Annotated in this window: 23 protein-coding genes and 1 riboswitch; of the genes, 9 read left to right on the top strand and 14 right to left on the bottom strand. The window is 42.3% G+C overall.

The features are described 5' to 3' along the window. Nucleotides 1–4: 4 nt before the first annotated feature. From feoB to ABGU93_RS01485, 3 genes are all read right to left on the bottom strand, one after another. Nucleotides 5–2,152, bottom strand: a complete 2,148-nt coding sequence (gene feoB, locus ABGU93_RS01495) for a ferrous iron transport protein B (protein ID WP_347411739.1) — start codon at nucleotides 2,150–2,152, stop codon at nucleotides 5–7. A gap of 93 nt (nucleotides 2,153–2,245) precedes the next feature. Next, complete coding sequence (locus ABGU93_RS01490) at nucleotides 2,246–2,467, bottom strand: FeoA domain-containing protein (protein ID WP_286948125.1); 222 nt, start codon at nucleotides 2,465–2,467, stop codon at nucleotides 2,246–2,248. 10 nt (nucleotides 2,468–2,477) lie between these two features. Further along, nucleotides 2,478–2,687, bottom strand: coding sequence for a FeoA family protein (locus ABGU93_RS01485; protein WP_347411738.1), 210 nt, complete (start codon nucleotides 2,685–2,687; stop codon nucleotides 2,478–2,480). A 291-nt stretch (nucleotides 2,688–2,978) separates the two neighbouring features. On the opposite strand from ABGU93_RS01485, the gene gshAB reads away from it, so the two are divergent. The 5 genes from gshAB to arsD all read left to right on the top strand — a co-directional run bounded on the left by gshAB (nucleotide 2,979) and on the right by arsD (nucleotide 9,050). Continuing rightward, a complete protein-coding gene (gshAB, locus tag ABGU93_RS01480) occupies nucleotides 2,979–5,294 on the top strand; it encodes a bifunctional glutamate--cysteine ligase GshA/glutathione synthetase GshB (protein ID WP_347411737.1) in 2,316 nt (771 codons plus the stop codon). A 164-nt stretch (nucleotides 5,295–5,458) separates the two neighbouring features. After that, nucleotides 5,459–7,258, top strand: a complete 1,800-nt coding sequence (locus tag ABGU93_RS01475) for an aldehyde ferredoxin oxidoreductase family protein (RefSeq protein ID WP_347411736.1) — start codon at nucleotides 5,459–5,461, stop codon at nucleotides 7,256–7,258. Between the two features lie 51 nt (nucleotides 7,259–7,309). Beyond that, nucleotides 7,310–7,546, top strand: coding sequence for a MoaD/ThiS family protein (locus tag ABGU93_RS01470; RefSeq protein ID WP_347411735.1), 237 nt, complete (start codon nucleotides 7,310–7,312; stop codon nucleotides 7,544–7,546). Between the two features lie 251 nt (nucleotides 7,547–7,797). Further along, a riboswitch (molybdenum cofactor riboswitch) is annotated at nucleotides 7,798–7,915 on the bottom strand. A gap of 225 nt (nucleotides 7,916–8,140) precedes the next feature. Beyond that, a complete protein-coding gene (locus ABGU93_RS01465; protein ID WP_347411734.1) occupies nucleotides 8,141–8,518 on the top strand; it encodes an arsenic metallochaperone ArsD family protein in 378 nt (125 codons plus the stop codon). Between the two features lie 118 nt (nucleotides 8,519–8,636). Beyond that, nucleotides 8,637–9,050 (top strand): arsenite efflux transporter metallochaperone ArsD, encoded by a 414-nt coding sequence (gene arsD / locus ABGU93_RS01460; RefSeq protein ID WP_347411733.1) that lies wholly within the window; start codon nucleotides 8,637–8,639, stop codon nucleotides 9,048–9,050. A gap of 143 nt (nucleotides 9,051–9,193) precedes the next feature. Here the strand turns inward: arsD and hisIE are convergent, their stop codons facing one another. Genes hisIE through ABGU93_RS01415 form a run of 9 tightly spaced genes read right to left on the bottom strand, consistent with a single transcriptional unit; the run spans nucleotide 9,194 to nucleotide 16,741 of the window. Then, complete coding sequence (gene hisIE, locus ABGU93_RS01455; protein WP_347411732.1) at nucleotides 9,194–9,814, bottom strand: bifunctional phosphoribosyl-AMP cyclohydrolase/phosphoribosyl-ATP diphosphatase HisIE; 621 nt, start codon at nucleotides 9,812–9,814, stop codon at nucleotides 9,194–9,196. A gap of 12 nt (nucleotides 9,815–9,826) precedes the next feature. Continuing rightward, entirely contained in the window at nucleotides 9,827–10,585 is a 759-nt protein-coding gene (gene hisF / locus ABGU93_RS01450) for an imidazole glycerol phosphate synthase subunit HisF (protein ID WP_347411731.1), read from the bottom strand. After that, on the bottom strand, nucleotides 10,579–11,301 hold the full coding sequence (hisA, locus tag ABGU93_RS01445; protein WP_347411730.1) for a 1-(5-phosphoribosyl)-5-[(5-phosphoribosylamino)methylideneamino]imidazole-4-carboxamide isomerase: 723 nt from the start codon (nucleotides 11,299–11,301) through the stop codon (nucleotides 10,579–10,581). Before hisA ends, hisF begins: the two co-directional genes overlap by 7 nt. Next, nucleotides 11,298–11,906 (bottom strand): imidazole glycerol phosphate synthase subunit HisH, encoded by a 609-nt coding sequence (gene hisH / locus ABGU93_RS01440; RefSeq protein WP_347411729.1) that lies wholly within the window; start codon nucleotides 11,904–11,906, stop codon nucleotides 11,298–11,300. The genes hisA and hisH overlap by 4 nt, the downstream gene beginning before the upstream one ends. 14 nt (nucleotides 11,907–11,920) lie before the next feature. After that, complete coding sequence (gene hisB / locus ABGU93_RS01435) at nucleotides 11,921–12,508, bottom strand: imidazoleglycerol-phosphate dehydratase HisB (protein ID WP_347411728.1); 588 nt, start codon at nucleotides 12,506–12,508, stop codon at nucleotides 11,921–11,923. Continuing rightward, nucleotides 12,498–13,562 carry a histidinol-phosphate transaminase gene (gene hisC, locus ABGU93_RS01430; RefSeq protein WP_347411727.1) on the bottom strand — a complete coding sequence of 355 codons (1,065 nt, stop codon included), beginning with the start codon at nucleotides 13,560–13,562 and terminating at the stop codon, nucleotides 12,498–12,500. Before hisC ends, hisB begins: the two co-directional genes overlap by 11 nt. Continuing rightward, nucleotides 13,562–14,842 (bottom strand): histidinol dehydrogenase, encoded by a 1,281-nt coding sequence (gene hisD / locus ABGU93_RS01425; protein ID WP_347411726.1) that lies wholly within the window; start codon nucleotides 14,840–14,842, stop codon nucleotides 13,562–13,564. The genes hisC and hisD overlap by 1 nt, the downstream gene beginning before the upstream one ends. Nucleotides 14,843–14,863: 21 nt before the next feature. Beyond that, a complete protein-coding gene (hisG, locus tag ABGU93_RS01420) occupies nucleotides 14,864–15,484 on the bottom strand; it encodes an ATP phosphoribosyltransferase (RefSeq protein ID WP_347411725.1) in 621 nt (206 codons plus the stop codon). Further along, nucleotides 15,485–16,741, bottom strand: coding sequence for an ATP phosphoribosyltransferase regulatory subunit (locus ABGU93_RS01415; protein ID WP_347411724.1), 1,257 nt, complete (start codon nucleotides 16,739–16,741; stop codon nucleotides 15,485–15,487). Between the two features lie 444 nt (nucleotides 16,742–17,185). On the opposite strand from ABGU93_RS01415, the gene ABGU93_RS01410 reads away from it, so the two are divergent. Beyond that, nucleotides 17,186–18,964, top strand: coding sequence for a PAS domain S-box protein (locus ABGU93_RS01410; protein ID WP_347411723.1), 1,779 nt, complete (start codon nucleotides 17,186–17,188; stop codon nucleotides 18,962–18,964). 16 nt (nucleotides 18,965–18,980) lie between these two features. Further along, nucleotides 18,981–19,625 (top strand): HAD hydrolase-like protein, encoded by a 645-nt coding sequence (locus tag ABGU93_RS01405; RefSeq protein ID WP_347411722.1) that lies wholly within the window; start codon nucleotides 18,981–18,983, stop codon nucleotides 19,623–19,625. Between the two features lie 42 nt (nucleotides 19,626–19,667). Here the strand turns inward: ABGU93_RS01405 and ABGU93_RS01400 are convergent, their stop codons facing one another. Further along, on the bottom strand, nucleotides 19,668–20,084 hold the full coding sequence (locus tag ABGU93_RS01400) for a hypothetical protein (protein ID WP_347411721.1): 417 nt from the start codon (nucleotides 20,082–20,084) through the stop codon (nucleotides 19,668–19,670). A gap of 314 nt (nucleotides 20,085–20,398) precedes the next feature. Between ABGU93_RS01400 and ABGU93_RS01395 the strand changes: the two genes are divergently transcribed. Next, nucleotides 20,399–20,605: a YjfB family protein gene (locus ABGU93_RS01395; RefSeq protein WP_347411720.1), complete on the top strand. Its 207-nt coding sequence runs from the start codon at nucleotides 20,399–20,401 to the stop codon at nucleotides 20,603–20,605. Between the two features lie 407 nt (nucleotides 20,606–21,012). Here ABGU93_RS01395 and ABGU93_RS01390 read toward each other — a convergent pair whose 3' ends face one another. Beyond that, entirely contained in the window at nucleotides 21,013–21,828 is an 816-nt protein-coding gene (locus ABGU93_RS01390; RefSeq protein WP_347411719.1) for a peptidylprolyl isomerase, read from the bottom strand. 242 nt (nucleotides 21,829–22,070) lie between these two features. Here ABGU93_RS01390 and ABGU93_RS01385 point away from each other — a divergent pair, with 242 nt between their 5' ends. Further along, a complete protein-coding gene (locus tag ABGU93_RS01385) occupies nucleotides 22,071–22,490 on the top strand; it encodes a MarR family winged helix-turn-helix transcriptional regulator (RefSeq protein WP_347411718.1) in 420 nt (139 codons plus the stop codon). Nucleotides 22,491–22,521 lie beyond the last annotated feature (31 nt).

Below are 22,521 nucleotides of genomic sequence, written 5' to 3'. Positions count from 1 at the left end.
AGTGTTAAATTTCTTTGACCGGGGTCAAATGTTTTTGGCCGGATTTTGTTTTACTGACCGGTTTTCTAAAGAGCAGATAGAGCAGGACAGCAATCATCATGATCGCAGCAACGGTACCGATACCAAAGCCACCGCCAGTAAAGAAGACCCCCAGTTGATAAATGATCAGAGCGATCGTATAGGCAAAAGCGGTCTGATATCCAACCGCAATTAGTGTCCATTTGGCACTGCCCATTTCCCGGTGAATCGCGCCGATTGCGGCAAAGCAGGGGGCACAGAGCAGATTAAAAACCAGAAATGAGAAGGCGGCCATCTGGGTAAAGGCCATTTGCAGCTGGGGCCACAGTTCAGCACCATCTTCGGCCACTTCGGCAAAACCAAAGAGCACGCCAAAGGTACTGACCACGGTTTCCTTGGCAATCAGACCAGTTATGGTAGCAACGGTCGCTTCCCAGGTACCAAAACCGAGGGGAATAAAGACCGGTGCAATGATCATACCAAGGGAGGCCAGGATCGAATCATTGGTGTCGACCATTTCCAGCCCAAAGTTAAAGGACGATAAAAACCAGATGGTGATACTGGCCACAAAAATAACGGTACCGGCTTTTTTGATAAAGGATTTGCCCCGTTCCCACATGTGGATCAGAACCCCTTTGGCACCGGGGATATGATAAGTTGGCAGTTCCATAATAAAGGGGGCCGGATCACCGGAAAAGCCCCGGGTTTTCTTTAGAATGATACCGGAGACAATAATAGCCGCTACCCCGATGAAATAGGCCGATGGTGCAACCCAGACTGAACCGGGGAATAAGGCGCCGGCAATCAGGGCGATAACGGGCAGCTTGGCTGAGCAGGGAATAAAGGAGGTCGTCATAATGGTCATCTTACGGTCCCGCTCATTCTCAATGGTTCGGGATGCCATAATTCCGGGAACGCTGCAGCCAGTTCCAATCAGCAAGGGAATGAACGACTTGCCGGATAAACCGAATTTTCTGAAGACTCGGTCCATGATAAAGGCAACCCGGGCCATGTAACCGCAATCCTCAAGAATGGCAAGAAAGAGGAACAGGACAAACATCTGCGGTACAAAACCGAGGACTGCTCCAACACCGCCAATGATGCCATCAAGAATCAGGGAATTCAGCCATTCTGCCGTGCCCCAGGAAATTAGCATCCCTTCCACTGCCGGGGGAATGATTTCACCAAAGAGCACATCATTAGTCCAGTCAGTTACCCAGGCACCCACCGTGGTAACAGAGACAAAATACATCAAGAACATAATACCGGCAAAAATGGGTAAGGCCAGAAAGCGATTGGTCACGACCCGGTCGATTTTGTCCGAGGTGGTCATGCCGGTACGGGCTTTCTTTTTGATCGTATCTGAAACGATTCGACTGATGGTCTGATAGCGTTCATAAGTAATGATGCTTTCACTGTCATCATCCATGGCTTCTTCACAGGACACGGTGAGGGTCGTAATTTCCGCCATCACCGTGTCTGAAAGTTTGAGCTGTTCGATGGCTTTTTCATCACGTTCGAAAAGTTTGATGGCATAAAAATCCGGGTGTTCAGTGGTGCTTTTGGTTTTAATGATTGATTCAATTCGACTCAGGGTTTCAGTGACGTCATTTGAAAAAATCAGCAGTGGTTTTGGCTTCTGCCTGCTTTTGCCAAGAGCAATAGCTTTCTCGGCCAGTTCAGCACATCCTTCGCTTTTAATGGCGGAGGTTTCCATCACTTCGCAACCCAGCCGCTTGGAAAGAGCTTTGATATTGATGATGTCGCCACGCTTTTTGACAATGTCGGTCATATTTAGGGCCAGAATCATGGGGATACCGGTTTCCAGCAATTGCGTGGTCAGATACAGATTTCTTTCAATATTACTACTATCGACGATATTAATCATGACGTCGGGTTTTTCGTTTAGCAAATAGTTTCTGGATACCACTTCTTCCAGGGTATAGGGGGACAGCGAATAAATACCAGGCAAATCGATGATTTCAACATCGCTGTGTCCTTTGAGTTTGCCGGATTTCTTTTCAACCGTGACCCCCGGCCAGTTACCCACATACTGGGAACTGCCGGTGAGCGCATTGAACATGGTTGTTTTTCCACAGTTGGGATTTCCAACTAATGCAATTTTTAAATTCATATAAGTTCTCCTCTTTAATTTGATAGCATTTCCTAACATTTTGGGCAAAAATTTAACAGCCATGGCTGCTAAATTATTTGTTCTTTGAAGCGGTTAAAAAACTTCGATCAGCTCAGCATCAGTTTTACGAATGCTCAGTTCGTAACCAAGCACGGTGATTTCGATCGGGTCACCCAGGGGTGCGACCTTTCTGACAAAGACATCAACACCTTTGGTGATGCCCATATCCATGATCCGGCGCCGGATCGGGCCGGTGCCATGGAGTTTTACAACTTTAGTGGATTCCCCACATTTTACAGCTCTGAGTGTTTTCATGTTGATCTCCTTAAATTATAATGCGGTTGGCCATAGTCTTATCGATGGCAACCCGGGTATCTTTAATGTTTAAAATAATGTTGCCAGAAAGTTCGGATATGATCGTGACATCAGCTCCTTCGACAAAACCGAGGCTTGCCAGAAATTGATGGGTGGTATCTTTTCCGGTGATTTTTTTGATGTATTTTTTTTCTCCGGGTGTCGCCATTGATAGAAGCATGGTTTTCCTCCTGATTGGTTAGCAATAACTAACAGAAATTTTTCTAAAACAGAGTTAGTAATAACTAACTCAATGAGTAAAGTCTAACATCGTCCGGTGTATTTGTCAATACTTTAAGCGAATAAGTATTGGAATCTGGAAAGAATGATTGCGATTGTGCAAGAATATCGATTATTCCCTAGCAATCAAAGGGAAATAGTTAGTTAGAATTAATCTTTTTTATGGTATAATTATAAAAATTTTGTACAGTTTGCACTGATTTAGCGGTACAACAACGGAAAGGCTATGAGCATGATTGAAATATTAAAAAATAAAATGACACCAGAAAGCATCTTAACTGCAGGGTTTGGAGTAGAAAGAGAAGGACTCCGTGTTACACAACAGGGAAGACTTGCATTGACACCACATCCGCCGATTTTTGGTGATAAACTTAAAAATCCATATATCACCACTGATTTTTCGGAAAGTCAGATTGAATTGGTTACACCGGTTTTTTATACAGTAGACGAAACCTATGATTTTCTTGAAGCGCTTACTGATATTGTTATAGGCGAGATCGGTGAGAACAATGAGTTGTTTTGGCCATACTCGATGCCATGCAATATTCCTGATGACAAACAGATCCCGATTGCCTCTTATCAGGGGGAAGAAGGGAAAAAAGCAAGAGAATATCGGGAGAAACTGATGGTCAAATACGGTGGCAAGCGACAGCTGATCTCGGGGATCCATTATAACTTTTCTTTTAGTGAGGAATTGTTAACGACCATCTGGAAAGAGTTGGGTATTGCAGAGAGTTTCAAAGAATTTAAAGATCGAATTTATCTAAAGGTCTTGCGTAACTTTTTACGCTATCGCTGGCTGATTATCTATTTAATGGGCTGCACCCCCGGTCTCCATAATTCTTACATTGAAGAGTGCCTGCAATGCATGGAAGACTGTGGTAATGAAACCTATCTCAGCCCTGGCGGAACCTCCGCCCGTAATGGCAGTTGCAGCGGTTATAAAAATGAAATAGATCTCTACCCGGATTATAGTTCCATCAAGGATTATATCAAGAGCATCAATGAGTTTGTCGAACGGGGGGACATTTCTGAAGCGAAAGAACTGTATGCACAGATTCGGTTAAAACCAAAAGACTATCGCAACGTACTGGACTCTTTAGCAGAAGAAGGCATCCAATATCTGGAAATTCGAACCATTGATCTCAATGTTTTTGATAAATGCGGAATTGCAAAAATAGACCTGGAATTTATGAATATCTTTATGCTCTTTTTATTGCTGGAAGGAGAAGAATTTTTTGATACCTGGCAACAGGAAGCGCTTATTAATGAGGTGGCGGTAGCTGAACATGGGCTTGAATCGGATCTGGAATTGCTGGATCAGCGGCACTGGACGCTCAAATCAGCATGGGCTGAGGATATTCTGGAAAAGGTTGCTGAGGTTAATGAATACCTGGATTTAGAACAGGATCAATGCATCAAAGAAATGCAAAACCGGGTAAGAAATCCGGAAACGACCTATGCTCACCGATTAAAACTATTGATGCAGGAAAACGGATGCCTTGAGGCCAATCTGGTAATGGCTAAAGATTATAAAAAGCAGTCGGATGCGGATCACTACCGTCTGAGCGGTTTTGAAAACTGGGAAATGTCAACGCAGATTTTAATAAAAGAAGCGCTGACCCGGGGAGTAAAAGTGACACCGATGGATGCGGCTGACAATATTGTGCGATTGGAAAAAGACGGGCACCGGGAATATGTTAAGCAGGCAACAAAGACCAGTGTTGATAATTATATTACCCCGCTTCTTATGGAAAATAAGGTCGTCACAAAAAAAATTCTTCATGAAAATGGTTTGCCAGTCCCAGATGGCGAAGAATATTTTTCTTTTCAGGAAGCAAAACAAAAACTGTCAAAGTACGTAGGGAAAAAAGTTGTGATCAAGCCAAAGTCCACTAATTTTGGATTGGGTATCTGCATTTTTGATCAGGGTGGTACCCAAGAGGAACTATTAGAAGGAGCCCGAATTGCTTTTGAATATGATGATGCCATCATAATCGAAGATTATCTTTCCGGACTGGAATACCGTTTCCTGACCATGGGAGATGAGGTCGTAGCGGTGTTGCATCGCCGTCCCGCCAATGTGATTGGTGATGGGATTTCCACCATCCAGCGGCTCATTGATGAAAAAAACAAACATCCTTATCGGGGTGATGGCCATACCAGTCCGCTTAAAAAAATTGAGCTGGATGATCAGGCTCTGATGTTTCTAAAAAAACAGGGTCTGTCTAATCAATCGGTACCCCCAAAAGGGGAAATGATATTTCTCCGGGGAAATTCCAATATCAGCACCGGTGGCGACAGTATCGACTTCACTGAAAAAATGCACCCTCATTTTTCTAAAATTGCCTTAAAAGCCGCAAAGGCGTTCGAAGCTAAATTTTGTGGAATTGATATTATCCTCGAAGACTATCGCAATCCCGATTCAAGTTACGGAATCATCGAGCTTAATTTCAATCCGATGATCGTCATGCATGCCTATCCTTTCGAGGGACAGGAACGAAGATTGGGTTATAACATCCTGAAAACCATTGGTCTGGCAGAATGAGAAAATATCTGTTCGAAAATTGATCAAGAATTGCGTCAAGAATCCTTAAAAAGCTATAAATTTTTGCACTTGTCATTAACTTTCCTTTAATCCATTGAATAAAAGGTAAAATTTGGGTATAATGATAGTGGTTACAAATAAATAAAATTTAGGAGGCGTACGAAATGTTTGGTTACATGGGGAAAATTTTACGTGTCAATTTGACGACCAATGAGATTACAACTGAAGATCTGGATTTTGAGTTGGCAAAAAAATATATTGGTGGTCGTGGTTTAGGAACAAAGTTGTATATGGATGAGGTTGATCCACAGGTTGATCCTTTTGCTGCAGAAAATAAGATTGTCTTTATCAATGGTCCGCTGTCGGGTACAGCGACACCTACCGGTGGTCGTTATATGGTCGTTACAAAGTCACCATTAACAGGATGCATTGCTTCTTCAAACTCTGGTGGAGAATGGGGCGCCTACCTGAAGTATGCTGGCTATGATGCGATTATTATTGAAGGAAAGGCAAGTCTCCCCGTTTACCTCAGTATCGATGAAGATAAGGTTGAAATATTACCTGCTCTAGATCTGTGGGGTAAAATGGTTTCCGAAACCAGTGATCTATTAAAAGAAAAACAGCCTGGTTCCAAAGTTTTAACCATCGGTCCTGCCGGTGAAAAACTTTCTCAAATGGCTGCTATCATGAATGAAAAAGATCGTGCTGCTGGCCGTTCTGGCGTCGGTGCGGTTATGGGTTCGAAGAATTTAAAAGCTATTACCGTTAAAGGAAATTTGAAACCTGAAATTGCCAATCCTGATGGTTTAAAAGCAGTTACCAAAGAATGCCGTACCTTGTTAAAAGAAAACGGTGTTACCGGTGGTGGTCTACCAACCTATGGAACAGCAGTTTTGGTTAATATTATCAATGAACATGGTGTTTACCCAACCAAAAACTTCCAGGGCGGTCAGGATCCCGATGCAGAAGCTGTCAGCGGCGAAACCATGACCGAAAAATATCTGATTAAACGTAATCCTTGCCACCATTGTCCAATTGGCTGTGGCCGATGGGTTAAAAGCGATAAGAGTCCTGATGGAATCGGTGGCCCAGAATATGAAACCCTTTGGGTATTTGCTGGTGACCTCGGGATTGATGACATGGAAGTAGTTATTGATGCTAATTACTGGTGTAATGAGCTGGGTATTGATACCATTTCAGCTGGGGCAACTTTGGCAGCTGCAATGGAATTATATCAACGTGGTTATATCACAGACGAAATGTTGGATGACGATGTGATCCTGAAATTCGGCAACGCTGATTCAGTTGTTCATTGGCTGAAAAAAATGGGTAATAGAGAAGGCTTTGGTGATTTACTGGCTAGAGGTTCCTACCGATTAGCAGATTTCTTTGGCGTACCTGAATATTCTATGTCGGTTAAAAAACAAGACTTACCAGCCTATGACCCTCGTGGAATCCAGGGAATGGGTCTTCAATATGCAACCTCCAACCGTGGTGGATGTCATGTTCGTGGCTACCTGATTTCACCTGAAATCCTTGGCTTACCAGAAAAACTGGATCGTTTTGATTTAGCTGGTAAAGAAGTTTGGGCAAAAGTATTCCAGGATCTGACCGCTGTTATCGACTCTACCGGCTTATGTCTGTTTACCTCATTTGCATTGGGTGCTCAGCAATACGCAGACATGCTCAATGAAACATTAGGAACCGATTGGACAGCCGAAGATGTATTGTTGGCGGGAGAACGGATCTGGAATCTGGAAAAACTCTTTAATTTAGAAGCTGGTATTTCACCAGAAGAAGATACATTACCACCACGTCTATTGGAAGAAGAAATGCCAGACGGACCTACAAAAGGTTGGGTTCATAAACTGGATGAATTGCTACCACTATACTATAAAGAACGTGGATGGGATGAAGATGGTATTCCTACGGAAGAACGTCTTGAAAAATTAGGTTTATTATAAAATAAATTTAAGGGACGATCAAAGATCGTCCCTTTCGTTTTAGGAGGAAATATGTCAATCAAAATAAAATTATTTGCAAACTTTCGGGAAGGACGGGGAAAAATCGTTGAAATGGACTATACTCCAGGAATGACAGGACAGGATGTTATCGATAGTCTGGGTATTACGGCACCGGAAATTGCAGCACTAATAGTAGACGGTGTTGACGGGAAGGTCGACGCCATGCTCACTGTCCCCATAAAAGAAGACGGATATATGGCTATTTTTCCTCCTGTTGCAGGAGGTTGATTTTAAAGGACCAATATAATAGACAAGCCTTGAGGTAACAGTCGACATCAGGACTAATCTTCTATGCGATTTTTTCAAAAAAAACCAAAACCGGGTGGTTAGTCCGATTTTGGCATCTAAAAGAAAGTGTCCTGATTAATATTATTTCGGTTACAAATAAATAAAATTCAGGGACGTTCAGGGAAAAAAAAGACCACTCCAAATGGAATGGCCTTTTTTTTCTGCACTAAAACAATGCAAACTGACGAGAAAATAATTCTGTCAAGCCCCTTTTCCACAATGGGAGACATAATCGTTTCCGATTATACCCTACGGGTTTAAGCTCATAGTAGTACCTTAGAAAACTTAAACTTCGGAGTATCTATATTATACACGATAACGGCTGCGAGTGCAATAAAAATCTGTTATCATTAGTTACTAATCAAAAAAAAAAAGAAAAAATGTTAAACTAGCTGTAAAACAACTTAAACGATTTACAATATTGCTTGACAGAAGCTTATAATTGGACTATTTTAGAATCATACTAATATGAAAGGTAGTTCATGTGATCCTTGATTTAATTTAGTTAAATCAATAGTGAACTGAAGAGATAAAATGAAAACAATTGAGATATATGATCCGCAAATATGCAACAGCAGTAATGGCTGTGGTTCGGGGGCAGATCGTGAAGCGTTAAGGATTAAAACGATGCTGCGGGCGTTAACAAGCGAAGGAAAAAAAGTACTGAGATATGGGCTGATTGAGAACCCTGATGTATTTGCCAGGAATAAGGAAGTCAGTGAGATCATCTCAAAACATGGACTTGATGTTCTTCCAATTACAGTGGTGGATGGTGAAATCATCCGTAAAGGTTCATATCCGTCAAATCTTGATTTAGCAACATGGTCGGGGATGACCCAGGAAGAGCTGGTTTTGATGCTGATGAAAACGAAAATGACCAATCGTAGTTTTTGCGGAGGAGATTGCTGCTAAAAAACTTGACAAATGATGAGATATGGAATAATATATGATTACAAAGTGATATGAAATTATAATCATACGGCTCTGTAAAATCAGGCATCAAAAATTATTAAATGAAATGGAGAATGAAATGAATAAAGTGGAAATTTTTGAACCGGCAATGTGTTGTTCAACCGGAGTTTGCGGACCAGGAGTCGACCAGGAATTATTGCGAGTTGCCACATTTTTAAATGAACTGGAAGGCGAAGGTAAAAAAGTGATCCGTTACAATCTTTCCAGTGAACCGATGGCATTCGTTGAGAACAAAGAAATCAACGATATCATCGCCAATGAGGGAACTGAAGCGTTACCAATTACCGTCGTAGATGGAGAAATCAGACAGAAAGGATCCTATCCTTCCAATGCAAATTTTGCTGAGTGGGTTGGTATGACCAGAGAAGATATTATCCAAATGGTTCTAAAAACTCAAAAATCTTCTGGCTGTGGCTGCTCAAGTGGAAGTTGCTCAGACAGTGGCGACAGCAGTGGCGGTTGTTGTTGTTAATCGGATAGATAGGTATCTGGACTTTTTGCCCTTTAAAGAAGTATGCGTATAAATAGAATAGTTAAACTATTCTAAAAGATAATCAGGGACCGGTTGGAAAAATCCAACCGGTCTTTTTTTATTCTTCACAAGCTAATAAATAGTTATTTATGACGTTTGGTCAGTTCATGGAACAGCGATTCCAGCTCAACATTCTGGTTGTTGAGTAGCACAAGCAAGTGATAGATGAGATCTGATGCTTCGTAGATCAGTTCATTAGGATCGTTATTCTTGGCTGCAATAATGGTTTCAGCTGATTCTTCACCAATTTTCTTGCAGATTTTATCAACGCCTTTTTCAAACAGGTAGTTGGTATAAGAACCTTCTATTGGATTTATTTTTCGGTCGGCTATGAGATTATACAACATCGTCAGTACTTCCATGTTCCCCAGGTTTGTTTCTGGATTTACAGCCAGACTGCGATAGAAACAGGAGGTGTTGCCGGTATGGCAGGCTGGGCCAGCCGGGATAACTTGAAGTAGCAGCGTATCACCGTCGCAGTCATAATCGAGTTTAACCACGGTTTGGGTATTGCCGGAGGTTTCACCCTTTATCCACAGTGTCTGTCGGCTGCGGCTGTAAAAGGTAGCTTTTTTGGTGTCCAAAGTCAATTTTAAAGCCTCTTCATTCATCCAGGCCATCATCAGTACCTGACGAGTTTCATAATCCTGAACGATGGCAGGAACCAATCCTGCTTCGTTATATTTTATATTTTCCAAATCCATGTTTTTGCCTTTCTATACCCGTCTGACAGGTATTTGCTGATTGTGTAAATAATTCTTTAAATCAACAATGGGAATTTCTTTATAGTGAAAAACGGATGCCGCCAGAGCTGCATCGGCGCCTACTTTTAATACTTCGGCAAAGTCTTCCATTGTTCCGGCCCCGCCAGAGGCAATAATCGGAATGGTAAGAAGACTGGAGAGTTTCCGATTGAGCTCCAGATCATAGCCTTTTTTTACCCCATCGGTATCGATAGAGTTGATACATATCTCTCCGGCACCAAGATCCTGACCCTGTTTGGCCCATTCAATGGCATCGATACCGGTGTTTTCCCGGCCGCCTTTGACGTAGACATCCCAGGAACCCTTATTATTGCGCTTGGCGTCGATGGATAAAACCACACATTGGGCACCAAAACGAAGGGCCGCCTCGCGGATCAGCTGGGGGTTTTTAACGGCTGATGAATTAACCGAGACCTTATCGGCGCCAGCCATCAGCACTTTTCGGAAATCTTCGACCTTGCTGATACCGCCCCCGATGGTAAAAGGGATGCGGATGGCTTCAGCCACTTTCTCAACAATATGGATAAATATGTCCCGATCTTCATAACTGGCGGTGATATCGTAGAAAACCAGCTCGTCGGCGCCCTGGTCAGAGTAGTACCGGCCCAGTTCCACCGGGTCGGCGACATCCTGAATATCCTGAAATTTTTTACCTTTTACTACCCGGCCGTGATCCACGTCCAGGCAGGGGATGATCCGTTTGGTCAGCATGATTTCAGCTCCTCTTGCAACAGTTTTTCCAGATCGATGGCCCCTTCATAGAGGGCTTTTCCGGTAATGGCGCCGTAAAGTCCCATTTCCTGAAGACGGATAAGGTCTGCTGATTTAGAGATACCGCCAGAAGCGATGATATCGATTTTCAGGTTGTCATTGAGTACTTTGAGCATGTCAAAATTAGGCCCAGTCATCATGCCGTCTTTTGATATGTCGGTGTAAACCAGTGTGGAAAGACCCAGTTTTTCCAGGTTGCTGGCCAGTTCAAGGGCTTCAATGTTGCTGCTTTCGACCCAGCCTTCGGTACAGACTAAACCGTTTTTGGCGTCAATTGAGACGCAGACTTTTTCATCATAGAGATCCAGAAGTTTGACGATAAAGTCGAAATCTTTAACAGCTTGGGTACCAATGATGATTCGGGCTACGCCGCTGTCGACATAGTCTTTGGCAATTTCGAGCGTTCTGATACCACCACCAAGTTCCACTGGTATATCTAGAGCGGCGACAATATCTTTAACCAGTTCCAGATTTTTCGGTTGACCGTCAAAGGCACCATCCAGATCGACCAGATGCAGATACTGGGCACCCTTGGACTGCCACTTCAGGGCGACATCCACCGGATTGTCAAAATAAATTGTTTCGGCATCCTTCTGTCCTTGCATCAGGCGGACGCATTTGCCGTTTTTTAAATCGATGGCCGGAAACACAATCATGATATCATCTCCTTAAAGTTCGTTAGTAGTTGGAAGCCCACATTGGAGCTTTTTTCCGGATGAAACTGCATCCCAATGACGTTGTCCTTTTGAACAATCGCGGGTACCTTGACACTGTATTCCGCATAAGCCACCACATCATCAAAGTTGTCTGGTTTGGCATAGTAGGAATGGACAAAGTAGACGTAGTCTTCTGTGCCGATGTTCTTGACTAATGGGCTGTCCCGGTTGATCACCAGATTGTTCCAGCCCATATGGGGGATTTTTATCCCGGGGGCGTCGAATTTGATGATTTCACCGGGGATATAGGAGAGTCCGGAAAATTCACCGTCCTCATAGCTTTTATCAAAAAGCAGTTGCATGCCCAGGCAGATGCCCATCAGGATCTTGCCTTTTTTTACATTATCATTAAGGGCATCAATAAGATCAAATTTTCTGAGGTTGTCCATGGCGTCGGAGAAAGCTCCAACTCCTGGTAGAATGATGGCGTCAGCCGCATCCAGGACCTTTTTATCCCGGGTGATGGTGCCGGAAAGACCGACATCACCCAGGGCCGTATAGACATTTTTTAAATTTCCGACATCATAGTCGACAATTGCGATCAATGGTTGTCCTCCTGTTATTCTATTATTCCTTTAGTGGATGGAATTTCGGTGTTGCCAGCTTCGATCGTGCAGGCATCTTTCAATGTTCGGCCCAGTGATTTAAAAATCCCTTCTACGATATGGTGGTTGTTCTTGCCGTAGAGGGAAGCCACATGGAGAGTTATTTTGCTGTTATTGGTAAAGGCCGCGAAGAATTCCTCCAACATCTCAGTTTCAAAGTCGCCTATAAATTCCCGGGTTAGGGGGACATCGAAAACAAGGTAACTGCGGCCGCTGATGTCCACACAGGTGCGGCACAGGGCCTCATCCATGGGGGTGAAGGCGAAAGCATAGCGATTGATGCCGGCCTTGTCGCCCAACGCATCATAAAAGGCTTTTCCCAGCAGAATGCCAATGTCTTCAATGGCATGGTGGTTGTCAGCCTCGTCACCATGAGCATCGATGGTCAGATCAAATTTGCCATGCTTGGTGAAGAGGGTCAGCATGTGATCAAAAAACCCGACTCCGGTGTTGATCTTGGTTATCCCAGACCCATCAATATTGAGTGAAAGAGAAATTTCAGTTTCAGTAGTGGACCGGTTTAATGTGCTTTTACGCTTCATTGTACACGACCTCCTTGATAATATCCAGAATCTTTTGGTTTTCCTGAGGTTTACCCATGGAAAAACGAATACTGCCGGGAGTTGCGTCCGTTTCAGCAAAACGTTTGATCAGAATATTTCGTTTCAGGAGCGCTTGATAGATGGCTTCAGCCCGGTCGGTTTCAAAATAAATAAAATTTGCGCCGGAGGGATAAAGGGTCAGGCCGGGGAAGGTTTCCAGCACACGCATGACTTTTTGGCGTTCTTCCTTTAAAATCTCCAGATTACGCAGGATTGCATCGCGGTTTTTTAAGGCGATAACGGCCAATTTTTGGGTCAGAACATTGAGGTTGTAGGGCCCCTTAACCTTGCAAAGAATATCAATAATTTCTTTGTTGCCCAGGGCATAGCCACAGCGGATGCCAGCCAGACCGAAGGCTTTGGACAAGGTTCGCAGCACTAACAAGCGGGGATATTTTTCCAGCAGATCAACACCAGATTCGCCAAAAAACTCAATATAGGCTTCGTCCAGGATCACCAGCGAAGGGACAGTATCCAATATTTTGACAATATCTGTCCGACTAAAAATGTAACCGGTGGGGTTGTTGGGGTTACAAATATAAACCAGTTTGGCCTGATTCTCGCAAGCGGCCGTAATCATGCCGTCCACATCGGGAATGTGTCCCGGCAGATCGGATACCATAATATGTCTGGCATTGGCAATGGTAGCCCAGATATCGTACATCGAAAAGGAGGGCGAGTGGGAGACCACCACGTCACCGGGATCCACAAAGGCCTGGTTGATCATCGCGATCAACTCGTCAGAGCCGGAGCCGCAGATAATGCCTTCGCCCGGGACACCGGTGTAGTCGGTAATGGCTTCAATCAGTTCCGGAAAACAGGCCTCCGGATAACGGTTTAAATCAGTGTTGCAGATATCGTCGTTGAACTTTCGTTTGAGCTGCATGGGAAAGTCATAAGGACTTTCATTGGCATTGACGATGATCTCAAACTGCGGGGCGTCCACCTTGTAGGCAATTAATTGCTGGATATTTTTTCTTATTAGTGATTCCATTAGTCTTCAAACCGCCTTTCAACTGCTTTTGCATGGGCATCTAATCCTTCGGAACGGGCAAAGGCGGCAATCTTTGGATAGACTGACCGTAATGCGGCCTGATCATAGGATAGAATGCTGGATTTTTTCATATAGTCATAGACTCCCAGAGGAGAAGAAAATTTGGCTGTACCGGAGGTCGGCAAAGTATGGTTGGGTCCGGCAAAATAGTCGCCGAGGGGTTCTGGAGTGTAGGCACCCATAAAGATGGCCCCGGCATTTTTTACTTTTTCCAGTGAATCCATGGGGTGTTCGATCAGGAGTTCCAGATGCTCGGGCGCAATCTGGTTGGACAGCTCAAAGGCTTCGTCCAGATCCTTGACAATAAAGACAAACCCATAATCATCCACTGATTTTTTGGCGATTTCTTTGCGGTTGAGGTCTTCGCTGATCTGGCGGTAGACTTCTTCGATGACTTGTGCTCCCAGTTCTTCGGAGGTAGTCACCAGAATCGGCATCGCCAGTTCGTCGTGTTCGGCCTGAGACAGTAGATCGGCAGCAGCATAGACAGGGTTGGCATTATCGTCAGCAATGATCAGCACCTCACTGGGCCCGGCAATCATATCGATATCCACCTTGCCAAAAACTTCTTTTTTAGCGGTGGCCACATAAATATTACCAGGACCGACAATCTTATTGACCGGTTTAATGGTTTCAGTGCCATAGGTCAGAGCAGCAACTGCCTGTGCACCGCCAAGTTTATAAATCTCGTGAACGCCGGCAATTTTTGCCGCCGCCAGGATATTAGGGTTGATTTTTCCATCCCGACCCGGCGGAGTGACCATCACCAGGGACTGAACACCGGCTACCAGCGCAGGAATGGCATCCATGAGAACCGTTGAGGGGTAGGTGGCCTTACCGCCGGGGACGTAGAGTCCTACCCGTTCAATCGGGGTGATATGCTGACCCAGGATGACCCCGGGTTTAGGTGCATAGGTCCAGGTTGTTTCCAGCTGTTTTTCGTGAAAATCTCGTATGTTCTGAGCGGCCTCTCGGATGATATCCAGAAGTTCATCAGAAACCGAGTCAAAGGCTTCATCAATTTCTTCTTCGGTGACCTGCAAGTGAGTGAGGACACAGTGATCAAGTGCCTGAGTATAATATAAAAGGGCGGCATTGCCCTCTTTTTTTACCCCTTTAATGATTTCCAGAACGGCGTTGCGAATATCTTCCCGTTCATCTTCATTGCGTTTTAATATGGTATCAAGATCCATGCCTTGTTTATAGATGATAGTTTTCATTTTATTCCTCTCTTAAGTAATCTATAGCTGGTTTTCAAATGCCTTGATAATGGGATCAATCATTTCCCGTTTGGTTTTCAGGCTCACCTGATTGACAATCAGTCGGGAGCTGATCTCGCAGATTTCTTCTAATACAGATAACCCATTCTCTTTCAGGGTACTGCCGCTCTCGACAATATCGACAATACAGTCGGCTAGGCCAATCAGGGGGGCCAGTTCCACCGAGCCGTTGATTTTAATGATGTCTACCAATTGGTTCTTGGTATGAAAATAATCTTTGGCAATGACCGGGTATTTTGTACCCACTACCATTTTTTTTCCATAGGGAATGGGGTGGTTTTCAAAACCAGCTACACACATTTTACATTTGCCGATGTTCAGGTTCAACATCTCATAAACCTGGGCCGGGTGTTCCAGTAGCACATCTTTGCCCACGATACCGATATCGGCCGCTCCTTTTTCAACATAGGTGGGAACATCAGGTGATTTCACCAGAAAAAACTCAATTGTACCGGTAGTGTCGGTAAAGATCAATTTTCGGCTTTTTTCCGAGTAGTCTTCGAAAACATACCCCAGATCAATCAACAGCTCAATTGCCTTTCTGGCGACACGGCCCTTGGCCAGGGCGAATCGGATTACCATTTACGCCACCTCACTTTCAGAACTAATTGCTTTAATTTCTGAGAATTTTCCGTTGTTTTCAGATAAAAGTTTGCCATCAGTCAGGAAATACAACGCGGCATTTTTATAAAGGGCATTTGCCTGGAAAGACAAAGCATGCGCTTCTTTTGTTTCATTCATCAGGAAAACTTCGGCAATTGCTCCTTTAGATCGCAATTGCTCCGCCATTTTGTAGGCATTAGCTTTTTGTGGTTTTTCATAAAAAAGCACATGGATCCTCTGGTCATCCCGGGGGAGCAGCTGGTGTTGCTCCATGTAATCAATCACTTTGAGCAGATCGATGGCAAAACCACAGGCAGGACGGGGAATGCCGAATTTTTCTGATAAATGGTTGTAACGTCCGCCGCTGATCACCGGTTCGCCACAGCTATTGATATAACCTTTAAAGTTGATGTCACTGTAGTAGTTCATCTGATTGGTAAAGCCAAGATCAAAACTTACATAGTTGGCCAGATTAATGATTTCCAGATGGGCGTAGATTTCAGAAATTTTTTCGACGACCTGACGCATTTTATCATTGATACACAGGGCTTCCATTTGTTTTAATACGGTTTTCGGCTCGCCATAGAGAAGTGGCAGTTTAAGAACGATAGCTTTTTTATCATCAGGTAATGCCAGTTTTTCCAGATAGTCAGCGATATCGCCGATGTTTTTGTTTTCGATATATTTAAATAGCGTAGCCTTTTCTTTGGAGGAAAAGGCCAGGTCGTCAAAAAGAAAATTGATGAAACCCACATGGCCCAGATCAATATGCACGTCGTTGATGCCGTTTTCCAACAGCGAACGGATGGCCAGGGCAATCACTTCGCCGTCACATTCAGGGCTGTTGTTGCCGAAATATTCGATCCCAATTTGGGTGATTTCTTTCTTGATGATTTCTGGTGATGAAAAATTCCGATAGATGTTGGTCTCATAAGAGAATTTGATGATCTCCTGGGAATCGGGATGGTTCATGGCCGCCATTCGGGTTACCGGTAGCGTGGCATCAGGCTTCAGTACAAGGACCTTGCCTTGATGATTAACCAGCTTGAAGAGATCGTCGCTGGGAATGGAATCTTCATTGACATAAAGGTCGTAGGTTTCAAAAGTTGGTGTGGAAATCTGATGATATCCAAAGGATCGGTAAAGTGACATGAGTTTATGATTGATTTGCTGCAGCGCGAAATAATCCTGATGTTGGATGTTTTCGAATCCGTCGATAGTATAATTGAAAAGCATGTGAACCTCCTTGTTCAAACGTATACTTTATTACTGTAGTCTGGTGAAGTGATGGTTCTATTGTAACATTATTTTTCCTTTTGTCAAAGCTTTTAAGATATTTTATTTAATTTTTTTATGAACAATTTATAAAAATATCGATTTCGCTTTGAACTAGGTTAAGATTGGTCTCAAGCTAGAAAATGAACCGTTAGCTAGGATCAACTAAATCCTGCGTCAACTCTATAAGTCTGTTTTTTCAATTTTGAAAATAATAATGGTCAACAATGGATTTTGTTGACAGTATGTATTATAATATATCTGTGAATTGAAGGCAAATATCCTGTTGGTCATCTTTAGTAAAGCATGATCGGGTGGTCTTGCCGATAAAATGAAACCTCAGAAAGTAAGGTGTTCACTATGCTGAATGAGATAAAAAGTTTATCAGGAGAAAAAATAATAACGATGGTAATTTTTGGAGCCATTGTTTTTTTTAGTTTGGCGGGGGCCATCGTCTATCATCTCAAAAAAATCAAACGAAGACGGGAAGAATGGGAACAGGCTGAAAAAATGTTTCAGGGTGTTTTTAATCAGGTAACAGACAGCATCGTCGTGGTTGATAAAGAAGGCATTATATACAAGGCAAACGAAACGTTTTTGAAGTATCAGGGAAAGCCAGCGGATAAAATTATTGGTAAAAGTATCCAGCGTATTCCCATGGACTACGTTTTTGAAGACGATCTGGATGAATTGAAAAAAGCGATTGCCGAAAAGGGTGTTTACGAAAGAGATATCAAATTTTTTCACAAAAGTGGCGAGGTGATTCCGATTCATCTGGTATTCAAACCGTTGAAAATAAGCAGTAATAAGGGACAAGAAAAAACTTATATGGTCGTAACCGGTACGGATTTAAAAAAAACCTATGAGAAGGACGAATATATCAGCCAGCAAAAAGAAGAACTTCTGGAAATCCAGCATCTTGCCCATCTGGGCTACTGGGAAATGAATTATTTAACAAAAAAAATCTACTGGTCCAGGGAACTTTATAGTATACTGGGCTATGAAGAAGGTGAAGTAGAACCGAACCTTGATATTATATACTGGATGGCTTACGAGGACGATCAGAACCGGGTGTGGAAAGCTTTTTTGCGGGCATTTCAAGCTCAGGAAAAGGTTGATACCCATTACCGGATTAAAAATAACCGGGGCGAAATCAGGGATATTTATTTGCGAATCCGACATTATTTTACGAAAGATAACGAGCATCTGCGAACCATCGGGATTCTTCAAGATGTGACGAAGCAGGTCGACCTTCGTGAAGAACTAAACGCTCAGCTTATTTTTACAGACAAGGTGTTGAATAATAGTAGGCTCTTGTTCATTGAATTTAACAGTAGTTTTGAAGTCAGGAACATTAATCATGTGGTGCAGCAACTAAGTGGGATTGCCTATGATAATATTGAAAATAAAAACTTACGGGATATTTTTGGGAACCTCAATCGGGCTCATCGAAAATTTGTCAATGAAAATTTAAATTTCAAACGACCATTGCCATTCAAGGATTACAAAGGAGATATTCATTATATCCAGTGGGATCATGCGACTTTTTCCAAAAGAGATGGGGAAAACACAAATATTTTGCTTGGAATTGATGTTAGTGAGACTATCGAAAAACGAAAAGCATTAGAAGCTGCTTTTGTCCAGGATCCCGTAACCAAACTGCCCAATCGTTATAAACTGGAGCAGGTTTTGGATAACTACTTTAATAAAAACGGGAACAATTCTGAAAGATATTTGGCCTTGATTTTTATCCATGTGGAGGGGATTCATGCAGTTGGGGATGCTTTCGGTCAAGATATTGAAGATCGGCTCATGCGGTCTTTAAGCGAGCGGTTGTATGGCGCCATTGGGAAATACGGGCTCTTTGTCCGTCGATATACGGATCAGTTTGTCTTGTTTTACCCTTGTGATGCCAGCATAAAAATAATAATGGAAATTTGTCAGCTGGTAGCTGAATTGCTTAAAAGCCCCTTTATCATTGAGGGGAGCGCAATTACCTTAAGAAACCATATCGGGATTTCCAAATACCCGGATCATGCCAACACTAAAGAGGATCTGATTCGTTTTGGCAGTGCTGCCATGCATGAAGCCCAGCGATTGAATTTGGATTACTACTTTTATCACGAATCTTTAGGAAAAAAGTTAAAAAGCAAAGTGAATGGATACGAATTAAATAACAACTAAATTAGAGGAGTCATCTATGGCCTATAAATGTGTGGTTTTCGATTTTGACGGTACCCTGGCGGATACTGAAGAGAAAGCTTTTAATATATACAATGCACTGGCGACAAAGTACAAATACAGTACCGTTACGATGGAAGAATTACAGCATATAAAAAATCTCCATGTCAAAGAAATCAAAGAAATTGTCGACATCCCCTTTTATCAATTTCCCCGGGCGCTTCGAGATGGACAGAAGATGATGCGAAAGGAATCAACCGAAATTCATGCCTTTGCGGCTGATATTCATGATTTTTTTACAGCGTTGAGAAAGGAAACCAATCATATTGGAATTCTCACCTCAAATATAAAAAAAACGGTTTCTGATTTTTTGATAACCTATGACATCAGTCATGAGATCGAATTTATTATGTGTTCCGCGCTAATGTCCAAGTCAAAAAAAATTAAAAAAGTCCTGCGTAAGCATGACATCAATCCAGATGAAATGCTCTATATTGGGGATGAAGTTCGTGACATAGAGGCCTGTCATAAGGTTGGGGTGGATGTGGTCGCGGTGAACTGGGGATATAATACGCCCTTTGCGCTTGAAAAATGTAAGCCCACTTTTATGATTGACAACATATGGGATGTTATTGATATTGTCAGAACAAAAAATAAATCGTGAATTTAATCAGCTAGCTGTACAGGGCAAGCAGGACATCCAGAATTATGGTGTAATTAGACGGTATTGACTGGGGGTTTTTGATACCAGCACAGAGACATTCAGATCGCTGTTGATTTCATCAACAACGGCGGCGATGGATTCGTCATCGGCACCATAAATCACGCAATTTAAGGTTGTTTCATCGACAATAAAAGCCCCCACATAATAATAACCATTAGACACGGTGATGGTGACACCGCTGACATTGCTCAACAACTTCATTTTGACTATTTCAATGGCTTCTTGGGTATCCATAACCTGTTTTCCGGTGTCAACATCATTCAGTCCGATGAGGAGTTCATAGCGGTCGCTTGATTCCAGACCCAGCGGATCTGATTTTTTTTCAGCTGAAGGTGTGCAACCGGACAGGGTCACGACACAGAGGATAAGAACACCTAATAAATACAGTTTCTTTTTCAAAGTTATTCTCCTTAACTAATTTTTAATGCTTATTGTATTTTGCCATCATAACATATTTTGAAGGCAAAAGAAATGCTGATTAGAATGGATGATCCGTGAACAATATTTATATAATCAAACCGGCAGATTCCCTATCAACTGATCTATGATTAAAGGATTATTTCTGAAATTGTGATATAATGTTTAAGTAAATACAAATTAATACGATAACAGGTATAGGTATGTTCTGCACATAGTAAACGGTAGAGATTAAATTTGATGGAGTTGATTCATGAAAGAGTATATGGATCACCTGAAAGAAAGGTGGAATGAACATGGATATCGCAGCACTTTCGATGGGAATGAGTCAAATACAGGCCGCTCAACAAACCAGTATATCGGTGATGAAAATGGCCATGGAGACGGGGACCGAACAAATGACAGATATGATGGCGATGGTGGAAACAAGTACACCAGCAGTCGCTGTAGCTGGCCCTGCGCCAGATCCTAACATCGGACAATTATTGGATATCTCCGTTTAAAAAATCCGGCCGGCAATTAACCGGCTGGATTTTTTATCGGTTAATACATTAAAAAAGTAAATTTCGAAATCAGTCAAATAAGTAATGGCGAGGTATCTACAAATCCCGTGGTTTTAAAGTAAAAATAAGGGTATAAATTAGATATCATTAAAAAACCGGAGGAATAACATGTGTTGTAGTAAGAACGAAGGCAGCCAATGCTGTGTAATGGCTCATAAGGATAAAATTGTCCCTTGTGCCTTAGTTGTCCTCACGATTGCCTTTACGATTGTGGGATTTATAATTGGACACCGATTTATTGGTAAGAGGTGTTGCAAAAATCAGGACGAAGAATAGAAAGTAAAAACGGAACAGCCAGAGTATCAAATAAAAAAGATCGAAGCAGTTTAACTGCTTCGATCTTTTTTTTATAGGGTACTAGTTTCCATTTTAACTGGATATTTTTGTTTGAGGGCTTCGACCTTGCCGATAAAAGCTTTGTTCTGTTTTTCACGCAATAAGTAATTACGGGCATTTTCCTTCACGGCATCAAAAGGAATCGTTTGAGCAATCTTACGATCAGTCAGTTTGATAATATGGAAACCAAACTGGGTTTGAACAGGCAGTTCGGTCATTTCATCAACTTCCAGTGCAAAGGCAGCGGTTTCAAATTCTGGAACCATCTGGCCTTTGGAAAAATAACTCAAATCTCCGCCTTTTTCATTAGAAGGACAAATGGAATATTCTCTTGCAGCTGCTTCAAAGGATTTACCGTTTTTGATTTCGTCAATTATGGTCACAGCTTGTTCCTCGTTGGGTAAAAGAATATGGCTGGCGCGAATGCTGTCTGGGGCGATGAACTGGTTAGGATTTTCATCGTAGAATTTTTGAACTTCTTCATCCGGCACGGTGATGTCCATCATGAATTTTGCAATCATATGCGTTTTAAGAAGTTTTTCTTCCGCATCAATGAGCATTTTCTGAAACTCTTCACTCTCATCAACTTTTGCTTCTTTACCTTCTAAATAAAAAAGTTCCTGGGCAATGAGTTCTTCCAGCAATTGACGTCGTCCTTCTTTTGAAGTAAACTGATTCGCTTGTTCCTGAGGTAATTGTTTTATCAAGGCATCTAAATCTGCGGTGTAAATTGTTTTACCAGCCACATTAGCCAAAGGGGTTTTTTCCATAATAATAGTCTCCTTTAGGTCCAAATAATTTATTATTCTAAAATCATAGCCTTTCAAGTGATTTTTGTCAATAAGCAGAGTGAGGGACAAGGGTAGCTAATTCATAAAAATAGCTAGAATATTTCTGGATAATAGCCGTTTAAAAGATGATTTGTCAAAAGAGGTGCGAGTATTAAAATTAAGTAAAGCTTAACGATTCCGAATACGAGTAACCTTTTATTGACAAGATTGGCAGATGGCGCTATACTTACAATAAGTAGTTAGGTAAGCACTAACTAATAAAAAAGTTGGGTGATAATATGACATGTAAGAAAAACGAATTATATGAGGCCTATCATAAACTGCTGAAACTGGATGCAGCCTTACATGAACATGAAACCTGCCAGTGCCAGGCAGAAGATGTAACCTCAAAACAGAAATATTATCTGAAAGTCATCGACAAGAATTATCGGGTAACCTTCAGCCAACTGGCTCAGGAAACACAAAATTCGAAACCGACGATTACTGAATTGATTAGTAAATTTATTTCCATGGGCTGTGTGTATCGGGAACGTTCACCAGAGGATGGCAGGGTGTATTTTATCTATCTTACACAAAAGGGAAAATCAATTGCCAGATCCGAGGAAAGAACCCAGATTCAAGTTATTGAACGTATCAAAAACAGTCTTACCGATGAAGAGCTGGATCAATTGATCACCTTACTAAACAAAATCCTTTAATAAACTAAAACAAATAATTAGAGGATGAGGA

The organism is Acetobacterium sp., assembly GCF_039830195.1.
Taxonomy (GTDB): Bacteria; Bacillota; Clostridia; order Eubacteriales; family Eubacteriaceae; genus Acetobacterium.
Note: the sequence above shows the minus strand (reverse complement) of the source record. Positions and strands in the feature narration are given on the sequence as shown.

Coding starts and splice junctions, on each gene's coding strand:
- ABGU93_RS01475 (WP_347411736.1), top strand. CDS start 5,459: ATGTTTGGTTACATGGGGAAAATTTTACGTGTCAATTTGACGACCAAT.
- hisF (WP_347411731.1), bottom strand. CDS start 10,585: ATGCTGACCAAACGGATCATCCCCTGCCTGGACGTGGATCACGGCCGG.
- arsD (WP_347411733.1), top strand. CDS start 8,637: ATGAATAAAGTGGAAATTTTTGAACCGGCAATGTGTTGTTCAACCGGA.
- ABGU93_RS01385 (WP_347411718.1), top strand. CDS start 22,071: ATGACATGTAAGAAAAACGAATTATATGAGGCCTATCATAAACTGCTG.
- hisC (WP_347411727.1), bottom strand. CDS start 13,562: ATGGAATCACTAATAAGAAAAAATATCCAGCAATTAATTGCCTACAAG.
- ABGU93_RS01470 (WP_347411735.1), top strand. CDS start 7,310: ATGTCAATCAAAATAAAATTATTTGCAAACTTTCGGGAAGGACGGGGA.
- gshAB (WP_347411737.1), top strand. CDS start 2,979: ATGATTGAAATATTAAAAAATAAAATGACACCAGAAAGCATCTTAACT.
- ABGU93_RS01395 (WP_347411720.1), top strand. CDS start 20,399: ATGGATATCGCAGCACTTTCGATGGGAATGAGTCAAATACAGGCCGCT.
- feoB (WP_347411739.1), bottom strand. CDS start 2,152: ATGAATTTAAAAATTGCATTAGTTGGAAATCCCAACTGTGGAAAAACA.
- ABGU93_RS01465 (WP_347411734.1), top strand. CDS start 8,141: ATGAAAACAATTGAGATATATGATCCGCAAATATGCAACAGCAGTAAT.
- hisB (WP_347411728.1), bottom strand. CDS start 12,508: ATGAAGCGTAAAAGCACATTAAACCGGTCCACTACTGAAACTGAAATT.
- ABGU93_RS01405 (WP_347411722.1), top strand. CDS start 18,981: ATGGCCTATAAATGTGTGGTTTTCGATTTTGACGGTACCCTGGCGGAT.
- hisG (WP_347411725.1), bottom strand. CDS start 15,484: ATGGTAATCCGATTCGCCCTGGCCAAGGGCCGTGTCGCCAGAAAGGCA.
- hisD (WP_347411726.1), bottom strand. CDS start 14,842: ATGAAAACTATCATCTATAAACAAGGCATGGATCTTGATACCATATTA.
- ABGU93_RS01410 (WP_347411723.1), top strand. CDS start 17,186: ATGGTAATTTTTGGAGCCATTGTTTTTTTTAGTTTGGCGGGGGCCATC.
- hisA (WP_347411730.1), bottom strand. CDS start 11,301: ATGATTGTGTTTCCGGCCATCGATTTAAAAAACGGCAAATGCGTCCGC.
- ABGU93_RS01415 (WP_347411724.1), bottom strand. CDS start 16,741: ATGCTTTTCAATTATACTATCGACGGATTCGAAAACATCCAACATCAG.
- ABGU93_RS01485 (WP_347411738.1), bottom strand. CDS start 2,687: ATGCTTCTATCAATGGCGACACCCGGAGAAAAAAAATACATCAAAAAA.
- ABGU93_RS01490 (WP_286948125.1), bottom strand. CDS start 2,467: ATGAAAACACTCAGAGCTGTAAAATGTGGGGAATCCACTAAAGTTGTA.
- hisIE (WP_347411732.1), bottom strand. CDS start 9,814: ATGGATTTGGAAAATATAAAATATAACGAAGCAGGATTGGTTCCTGCC.